Consider the following 15,211-nt stretch of genomic DNA (forward strand, 5'->3'; position numbering starts at 1 on the left):
GAGCGAGCGGACCGACCCCGGGAGGGCACGTGCTCAACAGCGCACGCCACACTGACGTCGTCATCGTGGGAGCCGGCCTTGCCGGCCTCTCGGCGGCCCACCACCTGATCGGCGCCGGGGTGACCGTCACGGTCCTGGAGGCGGCCGAGCGGCCGGGCGGCCGGATGGTCACCGACGCCGTGGACGGCTTCCTGCTGGACCGCACCGGGCAGCTGCTCAACACCTCCTTCCCGGAACTGCTGCGCACCCCCGGCCTCGAGGGCCTCAAACTGCGCCCGTTCAGCCCGGGCGTCCTGGTGCACGCCGACGGGCGCAACCACCGCACCGGCGAACTCCGCGGGGCCAAGCGCGCCTTCACCACCGCCCGCGCCTTCGCGGCGGCGCGCGCCTCCCGGAGCGCCGGCCTTGATCAGGCGCGGCTGGGCGCGGCGCTGGCCCGCCTCGCCGCGCTGCCCAGCGAACGGATGCTGGCCCGGCCCGACCGCCCCACGGCCGACACCCTCGCCTCCCGCGGCCTGCCGGCCCGCACCGTCGAGGGCTTCCTGCGCCCCCTGCTCACGTCCCTGCTCTCCGACCCGGACCTGAGCACCTCCAGCCGGTGCGCCGACCTCGTCCTGCACGGCTACGCCCGCGGGCGGCTGTGCCTGCCGGCCGGCGGCGCGGCCGTCATGCCGGACCTGATGGCCACGTCCCTGCCCGCCGGCACCGTGCACCACGGCGTCGAGGTCACCTCGGTCGGCACCACCTCGGTCAGCACGGCCCACCACGGCGACTTCACCTGCCGCTCCGTCGTCGTCGCCACCGGCGCCCGGGCCGCCGCCGACCTCATCCCGGGCCTGCGGCTGCCCGGCTTCCACCCGGTGACGGTGCTGCACCACACCGCCCCCGAGCCGCCGCTGCGCGACGCCGCGCTGGTCCTCACCGGCTCCTGCCCCGGCCCGGTGGCCCACACCACCGTCGCCAGCGAGGTCGACCCGGACCGGGCGCCGCTGGGCCGCGCCCTGATCACCTCGACGGTGCTGGGCGCCGCCGCCGGCCTGCCCCGCGAGGAGCTGGACCGCGCGGCCCGCGCCCAGCTCTCGCGCGTCTACGGCACGCCGGCGGACGACTGGGAGCTGCTGGCCGTCCACCACGACGCGGACGCCGTCCCGGCGATGCCGGCGCCGCACGACGTACGGCGCACCGTACGGCTGCTGTCCGGCCTGTACGTGTGCGGCGACCACCGGGACACCAGCACGGTGCAGGGCGCCCTGTTCTCCGGCCGCCGGGCCGCCCAGGCCGTCCTCCACGACCTGGGCATCCGCCCCACCCACACAGGAGCGACCCTGCGGGCAGCGTAGGCCTGGCCGGTTGTGGGCAATCGTTCCGCTTGGGGGCACCTCCCAGCGGTAGCTGGGGGAGGAACGGGTGGGCACAACCGACCCGCACCCGCGCGACGGCGGCACCCCGCACCCACAGTGGGCGCACCCGCACCTACCGTGGGCGCATCCCGCACCGCTACAGCGCCGCGACCTTCTCCCGGTACCCGCGCACAGGCGCAGCGTCCCGGTACGGCTCCAGCCGCCGCTCGAAGTCCCGCACGTACTCCAGCGCCCGTACCGACCGCATCTCGCCCGCCTGGGCCGTGGCCTCGGCTCCGAGCGTGCAGGCCTGCTCCAGTTCGCCGAGTCCCAGCCGGGCCGTGGCGAGCACGACCTTGCAGAAGAGCCGGCTGCGCGCGTACGCGGGGCTGCGCAGCTGCAGCGACCGCTCCGCGTGCTGGGCGGCGGCGCGGTACTGCTGCAGGTCCCGGTGGCAGTGGGCGAATTCGTCGGCGAGCTCCGCCTCGTCGAAGCAGCGGATCCAGTGCGGCGCCTCGTCCGCGGGTTTGGCCGCCTCCAGGGAGCGCTCGGCCCGTGCCATCGACGCCGAGCAGGCCCGTACCTCGCCGAGCACCGCGTGCCCCCGGGCCTCGACGGCGTGCAGCATGGCCTGGACCATGGGGGGCACGGCGGAGCCGACGCCCTGCTGGGCGACCCGGGCGAGCTGCACGGCCTCGCGCCCGTGGCCGAGGTAGACCGCCTGCCGGCTCATGGTGACGAGCACGTAGCTGCCGTAGGCCCGGTCGCCCGCGGCCTGCGCGAGGCGCAGGGCCTGGACGTAGTAGCGCTGGGCGAGGCCGTGCGCGGCGATGTCGTACGAGGTCCAGCCGGCGAGCCGGGTGAGGTCGGCGGCGGCGCCGAACAGCCGCCGGCCGGTGGTCTCCCCGTACGTGCCGCGCAGCATCGGCTCGGTCTCGTGTTCGAGGTAGCGCACGAGTGCCTGCCGGGCGTGGCCGCCGCCGTAGGCGTGGTCGAGGGTGCGGAAGAGCTCGCCCACCGAGCGCAGGGCGGCGATGTCGCCCATGGACACCCGGCCGCCGGGCGGGCGCTCGGCGGCGGCCGCGGCCCGCTGGCGGGGCAGCTGCCCGGGGCGGGCGGCGGGCGGGGCCATCGGGCGGCCGGCGCTGTCGGTGCGCGGGGCGCCCTCGGGGGGCGCGGGGCTCACCCCGCGCGCCACGCGCTCGTCCGCACGCCCGATGAGCCAGTCCCGGCTGGGCACCACGAGCCCGGCCGGAGTGAAGGCGATCTTCCGTAGTTCGGTGTGACTGCCGGAGTCCTTGCGCCACAGACCGCTGACGATGTCGATGGCCTCTTCCGGCGAAGCGGCGAATTCCAGCCCGGCGTACACGGGGGCGCACGCGTCGAGGCCGAGGTCCTGTGCGGACAGCCGCCGCCCGAGCCGCCGGGTGAACACCTCGGCGATCAGGGCGGGCGTGGTGCCGCGCGGCTGCTGCCCGCGCAGCCATCGCGTCACCGACGTCTTGTCGTACCGCAGGTCGAGCCCGTGCTCGAGCCCGAGCTGGTCGACGCGGCGGGCCAGACCCGCGTTGGAAAAGCCGGCTTCCGCGATCAGCGCCGCGAGCTGACGGTTGGGGATGCGCTGGGGGGGTCGTTCCGTCATCAGCCTGCCGGTCTCCCTGATCTTCTGTTCCTGGAACGGCGTGAACTTAGCGGCCTTCAACGCCCCGATCGCCACCTTCGCCCCGCATTCATCCGATCGTGTGAGGACAGATCAAATCCCGAATGAAGATCGTCGAGCGGGGTCCGGGGGCCGGTGGCGGCGGGCGGCCGCCTGCGGTGTTCGAACGCCGCCGCCGTACAGTGGCCTAGGGCGCGTCGAGCACCGAGACACGCAAACCGGTTCGAACAGGAGCTGCCGTGAGTGAGCTGCGCTTTGTCCACCTGGGCTTCGGGGCGGACGCCGTCGAGTACCAGGAGGCGTGGCAGGAGCAGCGCCGCGTGCACGCGGCCCGGTTCGCGGACGAGATTCCGGACACCTGCCTGCTGCTGGAGCACCCGGCGGTTTACACGGCCGGACGGCGCACGGAGGACAGCGAGCGCCCCCTGGACGGCACCCCGGTCATCGACGTCGACCGCGGCGGAAAGATCACCTGGCACGGCCCCGGCCAGCTCGTCGGCTACCCCATCCTCAAGCTCCCGCGCCCGGTCGACGTGATCGCCCACGTACGGCGTCTGGAGGAGGCCCTGATCCGCACCTGCGCCGAGCTGGGCCTGGAGACCACCCGGGTCGAGGGGCGCAGCGGCGTATGGGTGCTCGGTGATCCCGTCGAGCAGCGCCCGGCGATCCCCGGTCTGAACCTGGACTTCGACCCCCGTCTGACGGACGAGGAGTTCGACCCGCGTCTGAACGGCCCGGAGTACGCCCCGTCCAACGCCGGCCAGCGCCGGGAGGACCGCAAGCTCGCCGCCATCGGCATCCGCATCGCCAAGGGCGTCACGATGCACGGCTTCTCGCTGAACTGTGATCCCGACAACACCTGGTTCGACCGGATCGTGCCGTGCGGCATCCGCGACGCGGGCGTCACCTCGCTCTCCAACGAGCTGGGCCGGCAGGTCACGGTCGCCGAGGTGCTGCCGCTGGTGGAGAAGCACCTGCGGGAGGTGCTGGAGGCCGAGGCCCCGCTGCCGCGCGAGGTCGAGCGGCCGGCGGCTCAGGCCGCCCCGGCCGCCGCGGAGCCCACCGAGGCCGCCGAGGCCGCCGCGGAGCCCACGCCGGCCTGAGCCCGGCGGGAATGCACCCGGGCCTCTCGTCGGTTGCCCAGGGCGCACGAGTAAGAACGTAGGAAACAACGGGCGTACCCTGGTGTTCGCCGAGGAATCGAAGTCATAGGGAGCCGGACGTGTCCGCTGTCGCACCCGACGGACGCAAGATGCTGCGCTTGGAGGTCCGGAACGCCCAGACCCCCATCGAGCGCAAGCCCGAGTGGATCAAGACCCGCGCCAAGATGGGCCCCGAGTACAAGGAGCTCCACGGCCTGGTCAAGCGCGAGGGCCTGCACACGGTGTGCCAGGAAGCGGGCTGTCCCAACATCTACGAGTGCTGGGAGGACCGCGAGGCCACGTTCCTCATCGGCGGCGACCAGTGCACCCGGCGCTGTGACTTCTGCCAGATCGACACCGGCAAGCCGCAGGCGCTCGACCGCGACGAGCCGCGGCGCGTCGGCGAGTCCGTGGTCACCATGGACCTGAACTACGCCACCATCACCGGCGTCGCCCGCGACGACCTGGAGGACGGCGGCGCCTGGCTGTACGCCGAGACCGTGCGCCAGATCCACGAGCAGACCGCCGGCCGCGAGGGCGGCCGCACCAAGGTCGAGCTGCTGGCCCCCGACTTCAACGCGGTGCCCGAGCTGCTGGAGGAGGTCTTCGCCTCCCGCCCCGAGGTCTTCGCGCACAATGTCGAGACCGTGCCGCGGATCTTCCGCCGCATCCGCCCCGGCTTCCGCTACGAGCGCTCGCTGGAGGTCATCACCAAGGCCCGCGCGTACGGCCTGGTGACCAAGTCCAACCTGATCCTGGGCATGGGCGAGACCCGCGAGGAGATCAGCGAGGCCCTGCAGGACCTGCACGACGCGGGCTGCGAGCTGATCACGATCACCCAGTACCTGCGCCCGAGCGTGCGCCACCACCCGGTGGAGCGCTGGGTCAAGCCGCAGGAGTTCGTGGAGCTGAAGGAGGAGGCCGAGGAGATCGGCTTCGCCGGCGTCATGTCGGGCCCCCTCGTCCGCTCCTCGTACCGCGCCGGCCGCCTGTACCAGCAGGCGATGGACCGCCGCGCCGCCGCCTAGGCACCCGCGAGAACCTCACGCGGCCCGTCCCCTCGATGAAGGGGGCGGGCCGCGTAAACGTTTCATAGGGGTTTGACCAAGCGGTCACGCGTTGGTAACACCGTTCAGTAACAATGTGAGCACGCACAGCAGTACGACACCCTCCACGCCGACGCCTTCTCCGCTCCCGAGGGGACTACCGACATGCAGGCCGCGCCCGGTAACGCAGTCGTCACGACCGCCACCCGCGCCCCTTCCGCACTGCCGTCCACGCTCTCCGTACGCCCCCCGTCCGTCACCGGGGCCCTGCGCGCCCTGGAGGAACTGCTGATGCGCGGTGGCCAGCGCACCGCCCGCCGCAATGCCTGGACCGCCGTGCTGGAGGACCGCCGTCGCGCCCGCGACCGCCGGGAGGCCCAGCACCTGCTGGAGGCTGCGGCGGCCCCCGGCCCTTCGGCCACGTAGACTGCGCCGTATGGCGAGGAAGGAACCATCCGAGAACCCCGGGCGTCTGCAGCAGATCGCCCTGACCTACAAGATGACCAAGAAGGTCGACTCGAAGGTCGGTCTTGTCGTCGCAGCTGTGGGCATTGTCACCTTCGGTGTACTCCTTGCCATCGGCTTCTGGCTCGACCACCCGGTCTACCTGGGCATCCTCGGCTTCCTGCTGGCATTCCTGGCGATGGCGATCGTCTTCGGACGACGCGCCGAGCGCGCTGCCTTCGGGCAGATGGAGGGCCAGCCGGGAGCCGCTGCCGCGGTCCTGGAGAACATCCGGCGCGGTGGCTGGACGACGACGCCCGCGGTCGCGATGAACCGCAACCAGGACGTCGTCCACCGGGCCGTGGGCAAGGCGGGCATCGTGCTCGTCGGCGAGGGCAACCCGAACCGGGTCAAGGCCCTGCTGGCCGCCGAGAAGAAGCGCATGGCGCGCATCGTCGCGGACGTGCCGGTGCACGACATCGTCGTGGGCGACGGCGAGGGCCAGGTGCCGCTGAAGAAGCTGCACACGACCCTGCTGAAGCTGCCCCGGGTGCTGCCCGGCCCGCAGGTGACGGCGGTGAACGACCGCCTTCGCGCGCTGGGCGACCTGATGAGCAACATGCCGATCCCCAAGGGCCCCATGCCGAAGGGCATGCGGATGCCGAAGGGCCGCTGAGGCGACACACGACACAAAAGAGGCGGGACCCGAAAGGGATCCCGCCTCTTTTCTGCTTCTTTCCGACTGGCTCCGCCGGGCCGTGCCCGACGGATCCGGCAGCGCCCCGTAGGGGCGCGGGGAACTGCGCGACAAGCCACGACGCGCCCGCAGATCGACACCGCCCCCCGCCCCTACGGGGCACGGCATGATCCGCCGGGCAGGAACTAGATCCGCACCTGCACGGCGCCGGAGAGGCGGTCGTGGAGGCCGCGGGTGTCGCGGTCCCAGACGACGGCGGGGATGACGACGAGGATCAGCGCGCTGCGCAGCAGTACCCTCGGCAGGGAGAGCCGCTCACCGCCGAGGGCGATGACGCGGAGCCCGCACAGCCGCTTGCCGGGCGTGCACCCGATCGTGCCGACGGTGAGCGCGCTGAGCACGAAGAAGACGAGCAGCGCCCAGTTGCCGGCGCGCTGCGGGTCGCCGTTCGCGAGGAATCCGTATGCGATGAGCATGCACAGCGCCCAGTCGATGGCCAGGGCCCCGAAGCGCCGCCCGAGCGGGGCGACGGATCCCGGCCCGCTCGCCGGCAGCCCGAGGCGTTCACCCCGGTGGCCGAATTCGATGCCCATGTCCTCCGCGGCCGCGCGGGGCCCGGAGAGCCATGATCCGATTGCTTGCCTGTTGTCCACCCGTCCACGGTACTGGGCCGCCGGGGTTTTCCCGGGCGGCGGGGCCCGGCCGGAAGACATCCTCCGGTTAACGCGGTCGAAACAATCGGGTCATGCCCGGGAAATCCCGCCTCTCTATGGTCGGCCTCATCGAAGCAATCCCCGGACACCCCAGGTGACCGGTCTAGGAGGAGTTGGATGTTCCAGAACGCCGACGAGGCCAAGAAGTTCATCGCAGACGAGGACGTCAAGTTCGTCGACGTCCGGTTCTGCGACCTGCCGGGCGTGATGCAGCACTTCACGGTCCCGGCGGAGGCGTTCGACCCGACCGAGGAGCTGGCGTTCGACGGCTCGTCGATCCGCGGCTTCCAGGCCATCCACGAATCCGACATGGCCCTGCGCGCGGACCTGTCGACCGCCCGCCTGGACCCGTTCCGCCGGGACAAGACCCTCAACATCAACTTCTTCATCCACGACCCGATCACCGGCGAGCAGTACAGCCGTGACCCGCGCAACGTGGCGAAGAAGGCCGAGGCGTACCTCGCCTCCACGGGCATCGCCGACACGGCGTTCTTCGGCCCGGAGGCGGAGTTCTACATCTTCGACAGCGTCCGCTTCGAGACCAGCGCCAACCGCTCGATCTACGAGATCGACTCCGAGGCCGGCGCCTGGAACACCGGCGCGCTGGAGAACAACCGCGGCTACAAGGTCCGCTACAAGGGCGGCTACTTCCCGGCCCCGCCGGTCGACCACTTCGCCGACCTGCGCGCCGAGATCTCCCTGGAGCTGGACAAGGCCGGCCTGAAGGTCGAGCGCCAGCACCACGAGGTCGGCACCGCCGGCCAGGCCGAGATCAACTACAAGTTCAACACGCTGCTCGCCGCGGCCGACGACCTGATGCTCTTCAAGTACATCGTGAAGAACGTCGCCTGGCGCAACGGCAAGACCGCCACCTTCATGCCCAAGCCGATCTTCGGCGACAACGGCTCCGGCATGCACGTGCACCAGTCCCTGTGGCAGGGCGGCGAGCCCCTCTTCTACGACGAGCAGGGCTACGCGGGCCTGTCGGACACCGCCCGCTACTACATCGGCGGCATCCTCAAGCACGCCCCGTCGCTGCTGGCCTTCACCAACCCGACGGTGAACTCCTACCACCGCCTGGTCCCCGGCTTCGAGGCCCCGGTCAACCTGGTCTACTCCCAGCGCAACCGCTCGGCCGCCATGCGCATCCCGATCACGGGCTCCAACCCGAAGGCCAAGCGCGTCGAGTTCCGCGCCCCGGACCCGTCCTCGAACCCCTACCTCGCCTTCTCGGCCCTCCTCCTGGCCGGCCTGGACGGCGTCAAGAACAAGATCGAGCCGGCCGAGCCGATCGACAAGGACCTCTACGAGCTCGCCCCCGACGAGCACGCGAACGTCCCCCAGGTCCCCACCTCCCTCCCGGCGGTCCTCGAGGCCCTGGAGGAGGACAACGAGTACCTCCAGGCCGGCGGCGTCTTCACGTCCGACCTGATCGAGACCTGGATCGACTACAAGCGCACCAACGAGATCGCCCCGATGCAGCTGCGCCCGCACCCGCACGAGTTCGAGCTGTACTTCGACATCTAAACCGCGACGCCCCGGGCACCCGGGGCGCGCACGGTGACTGCCGACGGGCCGTCGGCCGCTCCGGAGGGAGCGGTCGACGGCCCGTTTCGCGTCACGTCAGGTGGCGGGTGAAGAACCGGGCCGCTTCGTCGCCTGCGAACTGCGGGACGCCGGTGTGCCCGCCCATGTTGGCGTGCAGCGTCTTCTCCTCGGAGCCGAAGGCGTCGAACAGGTCCAGGGCCGCCTGCCGGTCGTTGCCTTCGTCGTCCCACTGCAGCAGGACGTGCAGGGGAATGGTGACCTGGCGGGCCTCCTCGAACATGGCGCGGGGGATGAAACTCCCGGCGAACAGCACAGCGGCCGAGATGCGCGGCTCGACCGCCGCCAGTCGGGTCCCGATGGAGATCACTCCCCCCGAGTACCCGACCGGGCCGCCGATCCCGGGCAGTGACAGGAGGGCGTCCAGCGCGGCCTGCCATTCCGGGACCGCCCTGTCGACCAGAGGGAGGACGAGGGCGTCGATGATCTCGTCGGTGACCGGCTCACCGGCCTCCATGACCCGGCGCAGGTCGGCGCGGGCCTGCTCGGCGGCGGGCCAGCGGGGCCGGTCGCCGCTGCCGGGGAGTTCGAGGGTGGCCGTGGCGAAGCCGTCCGCCGCGGCGTGCCGGGCCCGGGCTGCGAGCCGGGGGTAGGCCCTGCGCAGCCCGAGCGGAGGGGGGCCGAGCAGGATCAGCGGTGCCGGCGCGGATGCGGATGCGGATTCAGGCGTCCACAGGATGCCGGGGATCTCGCCGAGGGTGAATTCGCGCTCGACGACGCCGTCGTCGAGACGCCGTTCGGAAGTGAAATGCATGGTCGTGCCTTTCGGGAGTGCCATGGAACGGCGCTCCCGGACGACCTATCGCCCGACCGTGACCCCGGAGGGGAGCACCCATGTCGATACTGCGTTCACGGGTACCACCTCCTCGTTCTCCTGCACGGTCTCAGGAAAGGTAGCAGTGGCTGCCGTGATTCCGCCAACCGGTTTTTACGAAAGGCGCCTTCGGCCCGGCCCTGCCGCGCCCCGGTCAGGCGGCCGGCCTGACCGGGGTGCTGCTGCGTCCGCTGTCCCGGCCGCCGAGCTCGGCGTCGAGGGTCTCCTGGGCGGTCCGCATGACGCGGGCGTATGCGGGGTCCTGCAGGCGCTTCCACATCTCGTCCTCGGAGACGTCCTCGACGCGGCCGACCACCCACCAGATGTTGCCGAAGGGGTCCTTGACGCGCCCGCCGCGCTGTCCGAAGGCGTCGTCGGCGAGCGGGGTGACGACCTGGCTGCCGGCCTCGACCGCCCGGGCGAGGGCCCGGTCGGCGTCGGGGACGAACACGCGCAGCAGGCTCGGCATCGCGGGCCAGTCCGCGCGCCGGTCGAAGGCCAGCACGACGGTGTCGCCGACCCTGATCTCGCCGTGCCCGATCGAGCCGTCCTCGGTCGGCACACGGGCCAGCTCCTCGCCTGCGAACGCCCGGGAGACGAAGTCGAGGAACGCTCCCGTGTCGTCGGTGACGACCCAGGGTGCAACGGTGGTGTAGCCCGCCGGCGCGGCGTTCGTCTGCTCGGTCATCACGGTTCCTTCCGCCGGTGTCGGTTGTCGTCGGCGACGATAGGCGGCATCTAGGTCGGATCCTGTCCGCCTTGGCCGGTGGATCGTCACGCCGCCCGCGGGATGTACGCCAGGCCGTGGGCGCCGGCTTCGGTGGGGCGGGGGATGTCCAGGCGGGAGAGTTCGCGGAAGGTCTCCAGGTCGACGATGCTGACCGTGGACGAGACGACGCAGGAGACGTAGGCGAGCCCGCCGTCGGGGGACGAGGTGATGGTCAGCGGGAAGAGGCCCACTTCCACCTCGCCCAGGCGTTCGCGGGTGTCGGCGGCGAATGCGGTGAGGCGGCCCGGGAGCTGGCGGCCCAGTGCGGATGCCGGGTCGGGCTCCATGCGCACTTCGCCGACCAGCAGCATGCCCCTCGACGTCAGGTGCACCGGCAGGACGACGTTCTCTGTGGGCAGCGTGTCGACGACGGACGCGGTGGCGGCGTCGACGACCCGGATGCCGGGGGCCGGTCGCTGCCCGGGGCCCTGGAATCCGGCGTAGGGGGCGGCGACGTAGACGTGGTGGCCGTCGGCGGAGACGGCGAGGCCCTCGCTGCCGGGGACCTCGATCTTGGCGGTGAGGGTTCCCTTGTCGAGGTCGACGACCGACACGTACGGCGCCTCCTTGTTGGTGGCGTATCCCGTCCGTCCCTCCGGGTCGATGGCGAACCAGTGCGGGCCGGGTGCGTCGGTGTCGATTCGGCCCAGGGGGCGGCGGGTCTCGGTGTCGATCACCACGACGCCGCCGGGCCGGTCCTCCGTGGCCTCGACGCTGACGTAGAGGCGGCCGCGCGTGGTGTCCAACGCCAGCCCGTGCGGGCCGTGTTCGGGGGCGAGGTCGACGACCTCGACGATGCGGCGCGTGTCGGGGTCGATGGCGGTCAGTTCGGTGCGCCGGCCGCTGTTGGCGTGGTAGTAGCCGGAGCGGTACGCCGTGGTGCACCACAGCAGGCGCCGGGTCGCATCGAAGCACAACTCGTGGGGTTCGGCGGGGACTTCCACCTCACCGAGAAGCCGGTCGTCGGCGGCGTCGAAGAACGAGACCGTCGCTCCGCTCTGGCTGATGACGGCCAGGACGTCGCCTTCTCGGCCGGCACGGGGGTTCTGCTGCATGGAGGGCTCCAAGCTCGGGACTGACTGGGCACCACCCACTCTCCGCGGCGCGTGCGACCGCAACAATGCAAGGATCGGCATCCTATAGTTGCGCCCCCCGTAAATATGCAGGTCAGGAGCGTTGGTTTCGATGGATCTCAATCTGTTGCGCGTCCTGGACGCCCTGCTCCAGGACAACAGCGTCTCCCGTGCCGCGGAACGGCTCGGCACCTCCCCCGCCGCCGTCAGCCGTACGCTGGCCCGGCTGCGCCGCGCCGTCGGCGATCCCCTGCTGGTCCGCGCGGGGCAGGGGATGGTGCCCACCCCGCGGGCGCTGGAACTGCGCGACGAGGTCGGGGCGTTGCTGCGCGCCTGCGACAACGTCCTGCGGCCCGGCGCCGGTTTCGACCCGGTGCACCTGCGGCGCACCTTCACCGTGCAGACCACCGACGCGCTCCTGGCCGGTCTGGCCGGGCCGCTGATCGAGCGGATCGACGCCGAGGCCCCGCACGTCGACGTGGTCTTCCTGCCCGAGGCCCTGGAGGGCGGCCCGGGGCTGCGGCAGGGCTCGGTGGATCTGGAGCTCGGCGTCCTCGGCCATCTGGATCCGGAGATCCGCACCCGGTCGATCGTCCGGAGGCCGCTGGTCGGCGTCGCCCGCAGCGGCCATCCTCTCTTCGCCGGGCGGGCCGACGGGCGGGTCGACGCCCGTCGCTTCGCCGCGGCCGACCACATCGGCATCTCCCGGCTCGGCAAGCGCCTCGGGCCCATCGACACCGCGCTCGCCGCACGCGGGCTCCGGCGCCGGGTCGCGGTCGTCGTCCCCAGTCACACCGCCGCGATGTTCCTCGTCCGGGACACCGATCTCGTCGGGCTCACCCTGGCCGGCTGGCTCCCCGGCGCCGTCGCCGCGCTGGGGCTGCGCACCTTTCCCATCCCGCTCGACCTGCCGCCCCTCGACCTCGGGATGGCCTGGCACCCGCGCAACGCGGCCGACCCGGGCCACCGCTGGTTCCGCGACCGCGTGGCGGAGGCGGTCCTGGCGGCCAGCGGGGCTAGCAGGGAGTGTCCGAACCCTTCTGACGGCTGAGGTTGGACTCGGACATCCAGCCCGCCGTGTTCGTGCCCTCCAGGCGTACGTAGATCCACTTGTGGCCGTACGCGTTGGTGACGTAACAGTGGTGCCAGACCTTGGTGTTCAGCTTGGCCGGAGCCTGCGGCGAGCACGCCGCGTACGGCCCCTTGTAGACGTTGAAGTTGCCGTTGACGTAGCTGTACGTGCCCGGGTGGGGGTCCTTGTGGCTCCAGCCGGTGCAGCTCTTCGTCACGGTGCTGCTGGGCTTGGCCGTCGGGGAGGCCGACGCCGACGTGCTGGGCGACGCGCCGGCGGACGGCGTCCCCGAGGGTGACGGGGAGAGCGCCGGGGACGGGGAGGCGGAGGTCATCCCCTCGATGTCGCCCGGCCGGGACGACGGGGAGCCGCTGACCGCGGGCGGTGCCACGTACGCCTGGTCGTGCCCGCCCTTGCCGCCGTCGTCCTTGCCCGTCAGGGCGTAGGTGATGCCGCCTCCCGCGAGCACGACCGCGGCGGTCGCCGCCGCGATGACGCAGCGGCTGCGGCGCCGGGCGCGGCCGCCCTCGCCCGGGGCGCTCGGCAGCGGCAGGGCGGGGGCGGGCGGCGGGCCCGGTATCGCCTGGCCGCCGGCGTACGGGGGCTGCGGGTAGGGGTGGACGGGCGCGGCCGGCGCCGCGGGCCGGGCCTGCGGGAGGGGCTGGTGGGGCGGCACCGGCGCGGCGGCGGGCACGGCGCCCGCCGCGGGCAGGTCAGCCACGGGAGCCACCAGCGTCGCAGGAGCCACCGGAGCCGCAGCCGCCGGACCTGCAGCTACCGGATCTGCAGCTGCCGGAGTCGCCGCTTCCGCAGCCACCGGACCCCCAGCCGCCGCAGCTGCCTGACCTCCGGCCGCCTGTCCTCCAGCCGCCGCCGGCACCGCCGGCTCCGTACCCCCGTCCGCCCTGTTCGCCGGTACGAGCTTGACCGTCCCGCCCGCCGCGATCCGCTCCAGCATGGCCCGCGCCTGTCCGGCCGTGGGCCGGCTCTCCGGCCGCTTCGCCATCAGGGCCAGCAGGACGGGCGTGAGCGCTCCGGCCTTGCGGGGTTCGGGCAGCTGCTCGTTGACGATGGCGGTCATCGTGGACCACACGGACGTGCGGCGGAACGGCGAGGCGCCCTCCACGGCCGCGTACAGCGTCATGCCGAGCGCCCAGATGTCGGAGGCGGGGCCCGGTTCCTCGCCCTGGGCGCGCTCGGGGGGCAGGTAGTCGAGGGAGCCGATGATCTCGCCGCTGCGGGTGAGCCGGTCCATGGCCTCGTCGCCGGCGGTGTCCACGGCGGCGATGCCGAAGTCGGTCAGGACGACCCTGCCGCCGCGTTCCAGCAGGACGTTGGCGGGCTTGACGTCCCGGTGCAGGACGCCGGCCCGGTGGGCGGCGTCGAGGGCGTCCATCAGCTTGGCGCCGATGGCCGCGGCCTCGCGGGGCGGCAGGGTGCCGCGCTCGGTGAGGACGTCGTCGAGCGAGGGGCCGTCGACGAGTTCCATGACGATGACGGGCAGGCCGTCCTGCTCGGTGACGTCGTGGACGGTGACGACGCCGGTGTGCCGGATGCGGGCGGCGGCCTGCGCCTCGCGGCGCATCCGTTCGCGCAGGTCGGTGAGCTCGGGCCCGGAGGCGTCGGTGTAGGCGCGCAGGACCTTGACGGCGACCTCGCGGCCGAGCAGTTCGTCCGTGGCCCGGGCGACGACGCCCATGCCGCCGCGTCCGATGACCGCGGTGACCCGGTAGCGCCCGCCGAGGAGCCTTCCGGTCAGCTCTGTGCCGTTTGTCTCCCCCGACGTCACAGCACTCTCCGTTCCTTTGTCTCCGTCGCCTGACAACCTCGCGCCACAAGGGTAGAGGCACAGGTTTTCGGCCACCCCACGGCCGACGGTTGCGGCCCGTCGAGAGGCGCCGAACCCCGTCGCCCCAAGGGTTCAACCCCCACCAACCGGACATGTCACTGCCCCGCCCTCTGACCTGATCACATCAGGTGACCCACCCGCCACTCGACCAACATCATCTGACGCTGATTCACTTGCGCGTTGCCGATCACCGCCCCGCCCCGGAGGGACCCGCATGTCCACCGCACTGCCCCCGCAGCGACCCGAGGAGAGCGCCGGCCGGGCGCAGCTCGCGCTCGGGGTCGCCGCCGCGCGGAACCTGGCGACCACGACCAAGAGCGTGCCGCAGATGCAGGGCATCAGCTCGCGGTGGCTGCTGCGGACGCTGCCGTGGGTGGAGGTCAAGGGCGGGACGTACCGGGTCAACCGGCGGCTGGTGTACGAGGTCGGGGACGGCCGCGTGACCTTTGTGCAGGACGGCGCCGCGGTGCGCGTCGTACCGGCCGAGCTCGGCGAGCTGCCGCTGCTGCGCGGCTTCGCGGACGACGAGGTGCTGCGGGCGCTGGCCGGGCGCTTCGAGCAGCGCGAGCACGCCGCGGGCGAGGTCCTCGCCGAGCGGGGCCGGCCCGTCGACCACGTCCATCTCGTCGTGCGCGGCAAGGTGGAGAAGCTGATAGCGGCCAAGTACGGCGAGGACGCCCGGCGGGGCGTGGTGGCCGACGGCGGGTTCCTCGGCGCGCAGGCGGTCGGCCGGGAGCCGGGGACGTGGGAGTTCACGGCCCGGGCGCTGACGGCGTGCACGGTGCTGTCCCTGCCGCGGGCGGCGTACGAGGAGGTGGCCGGGCGCAGCGCCGCTCTGCGGGAGCACGTGCGCCGGCGCGAGGCGGAGCGGGCACGGCCGCGGAACAAGCGCGGCGAGGCGGAGATCTCACTGGCCTCGGGCCACACCGGCGAGCCGGTCATCCCGGGCACGTTCGTCGACTACGAGCCGGCGCCGCGCGAGTACGA

At 72.6% G+C, this 15,211-nt stretch carries 14 protein-coding genes; 8 read left to right on the forward strand and 6 right to left on the reverse strand.

The window, feature by feature from the left end:
* The first annotated feature begins 29 nt into the window (after positions 1-29).
* A complete protein-coding gene (locus AC27L3_RS25310; protein ID WP_487236351.1) occupies positions 30-1,340 on the forward strand; it encodes an NAD(P)/FAD-dependent oxidoreductase in 1,311 nt (436 codons plus the stop codon).
* A gap of 157 nt (positions 1,341-1,497) precedes the next feature.
* Here AC27L3_RS25310 and AC27L3_RS25315 read toward each other — a convergent pair whose 3' ends face one another.
* Positions 1,498-2,982 carry an NsdA family TPR-like regulatory protein gene (locus AC27L3_RS25315; protein ID WP_487236352.1) on the reverse strand — a complete coding sequence of 495 codons (1,485 nt, stop codon included), beginning with the start codon at positions 2,980-2,982 and terminating at the stop codon, positions 1,498-1,500.
* A 257-nt stretch (positions 2,983-3,239) separates the two neighbouring features.
* On the opposite strand from AC27L3_RS25315, the gene lipB reads away from it, so the two are divergent.
* The 4 genes from lipB to AC27L3_RS25335 all read left to right on the forward strand — a co-directional run bounded on the left by lipB (position 3,240) and on the right by AC27L3_RS25335 (position 6,308).
* Positions 3,240-4,103, forward strand: coding sequence for a lipoyl(octanoyl) transferase LipB (gene lipB, locus AC27L3_RS25320; protein ID WP_487236353.1), 864 nt, complete (start codon positions 3,240-3,242; stop codon positions 4,101-4,103).
* Between the two features lie 119 nt (positions 4,104-4,222).
* The gene (lipA, locus tag AC27L3_RS25325) at positions 4,223-5,170 is read left to right on the forward strand and encodes a lipoyl synthase (RefSeq protein ID WP_344434628.1); all 948 of its coding nucleotides are present in this window, start codon (positions 4,223-4,225) and stop codon (positions 5,168-5,170) included.
* A gap of 183 nt (positions 5,171-5,353) precedes the next feature.
* Positions 5,354-5,614: an SCO2195 family GlnR-regulated protein gene (locus tag AC27L3_RS25330; RefSeq protein WP_487236354.1), complete on the forward strand. Its 261-nt coding sequence runs from the start codon at positions 5,354-5,356 to the stop codon at positions 5,612-5,614.
* 10 nt (positions 5,615-5,624) lie between these two features.
* Positions 5,625-6,308, forward strand: coding sequence for a DUF4191 domain-containing protein (locus AC27L3_RS25335; RefSeq protein ID WP_487236355.1), 684 nt, complete (start codon positions 5,625-5,627; stop codon positions 6,306-6,308).
* 206 nt (positions 6,309-6,514) lie between these two features.
* On the opposite strand, the gene AC27L3_RS25340 is transcribed toward AC27L3_RS25335, so the two are convergent.
* Complete coding sequence (locus tag AC27L3_RS25340; RefSeq protein WP_487236356.1) at positions 6,515-6,982, reverse strand: RDD family protein; 468 nt, start codon at positions 6,980-6,982, stop codon at positions 6,515-6,517.
* 177 nt (positions 6,983-7,159) lie between these two features.
* Here AC27L3_RS25340 and glnA point away from each other — a divergent pair, with 177 nt between their 5' ends.
* Positions 7,160-8,569, forward strand: a complete 1,410-nt coding sequence (gene glnA / locus AC27L3_RS25345; RefSeq protein WP_365969726.1) for a type I glutamate--ammonia ligase — start codon at positions 7,160-7,162, stop codon at positions 8,567-8,569.
* A gap of 91 nt (positions 8,570-8,660) precedes the next feature.
* Here glnA and AC27L3_RS25350 read toward each other — a convergent pair whose 3' ends face one another.
* The 3 genes from AC27L3_RS25350 to AC27L3_RS25360 all read right to left on the reverse strand — a co-directional run bounded on the left by AC27L3_RS25350 (position 8,661) and on the right by AC27L3_RS25360 (position 11,285).
* Positions 8,661-9,401 (reverse strand): dienelactone hydrolase family protein, encoded by a 741-nt coding sequence (locus AC27L3_RS25350; RefSeq protein ID WP_487236357.1) that lies wholly within the window; start codon positions 9,399-9,401, stop codon positions 8,661-8,663.
* A 214-nt stretch (positions 9,402-9,615) separates the two neighbouring features.
* Complete coding sequence (locus AC27L3_RS25355) at positions 9,616-10,149, reverse strand: VOC family protein (protein WP_487236358.1); 534 nt, start codon at positions 10,147-10,149, stop codon at positions 9,616-9,618.
* Between the two features lie 86 nt (positions 10,150-10,235).
* A complete protein-coding gene (locus AC27L3_RS25360; protein ID WP_487236359.1) occupies positions 10,236-11,285 on the reverse strand; it encodes a YncE family protein in 1,050 nt (349 codons plus the stop codon).
* A 130-nt stretch (positions 11,286-11,415) separates the two neighbouring features.
* Between AC27L3_RS25360 and AC27L3_RS25365 the strand changes: the two genes are divergently transcribed.
* Positions 11,416-12,354 (forward strand): LysR family transcriptional regulator, encoded by a 939-nt coding sequence (locus AC27L3_RS25365; RefSeq protein ID WP_487236360.1) that lies wholly within the window; start codon positions 11,416-11,418, stop codon positions 12,352-12,354.
* On the opposite strand, the gene AC27L3_RS25370 is transcribed toward AC27L3_RS25365, so the two are convergent.
* Positions 12,320-14,164, reverse strand: coding sequence for a serine/threonine-protein kinase (locus AC27L3_RS25370; protein ID WP_487236361.1), 1,845 nt, complete (start codon positions 14,162-14,164; stop codon positions 12,320-12,322). The two genes, AC27L3_RS25365 and AC27L3_RS25370, sit on opposite strands and share 35 nt — an antisense overlap.
* 274 nt (positions 14,165-14,438) lie before the next feature.
* Between AC27L3_RS25370 and AC27L3_RS25375 the strand changes: the two genes are divergently transcribed.
* On the forward strand, positions 14,439-15,211 hold a 773-nt coding region (locus AC27L3_RS25375), incomplete at its 3' end, for a cyclic nucleotide-binding domain-containing protein (protein WP_487236362.1).

It is taken from the genome of Streptomyces sp. PKA51, assembly GCF_057552455.1.

What these genes read in the sequence shown, in the direction of transcription:
- glnA (WP_365969726.1), top strand. Translation starts at nt 7,160, where the DNA reads ATGTTCCAGAACGCCGACGAGGCCAAGAAGTTCATCGCAGACGAGGAC.
- AC27L3_RS25330 (WP_487236354.1), top strand. Translation starts at nt 5,354, where the DNA reads ATGCAGGCCGCGCCCGGTAACGCAGTCGTCACGACCGCCACCCGCGCC.
- AC27L3_RS25355 (WP_487236358.1), bottom strand. Translation starts at nt 10,149, where the DNA reads ATGACCGAGCAGACGAACGCCGCGCCGGCGGGCTACACCACCGTTGCA.
- AC27L3_RS25335 (WP_487236355.1), top strand. Translation starts at nt 5,625, where the DNA reads ATGGCGAGGAAGGAACCATCCGAGAACCCCGGGCGTCTGCAGCAGATC.
- AC27L3_RS25365 (WP_487236360.1), top strand. Translation starts at nt 11,416, where the DNA reads ATGGATCTCAATCTGTTGCGCGTCCTGGACGCCCTGCTCCAGGACAAC.
- AC27L3_RS25315 (WP_487236352.1), bottom strand. Translation starts at nt 2,982, where the DNA reads ATGACGGAACGACCCCCCCAGCGCATCCCCAACCGTCAGCTCGCGGCG.
- AC27L3_RS25350 (WP_487236357.1), bottom strand. Translation starts at nt 9,401, where the DNA reads ATGCATTTCACTTCCGAACGGCGTCTCGACGACGGCGTCGTCGAGCGC.
- AC27L3_RS25360 (WP_487236359.1), bottom strand. Translation starts at nt 11,285, where the DNA reads ATGCAGCAGAACCCCCGTGCCGGCCGAGAAGGCGACGTCCTGGCCGTC.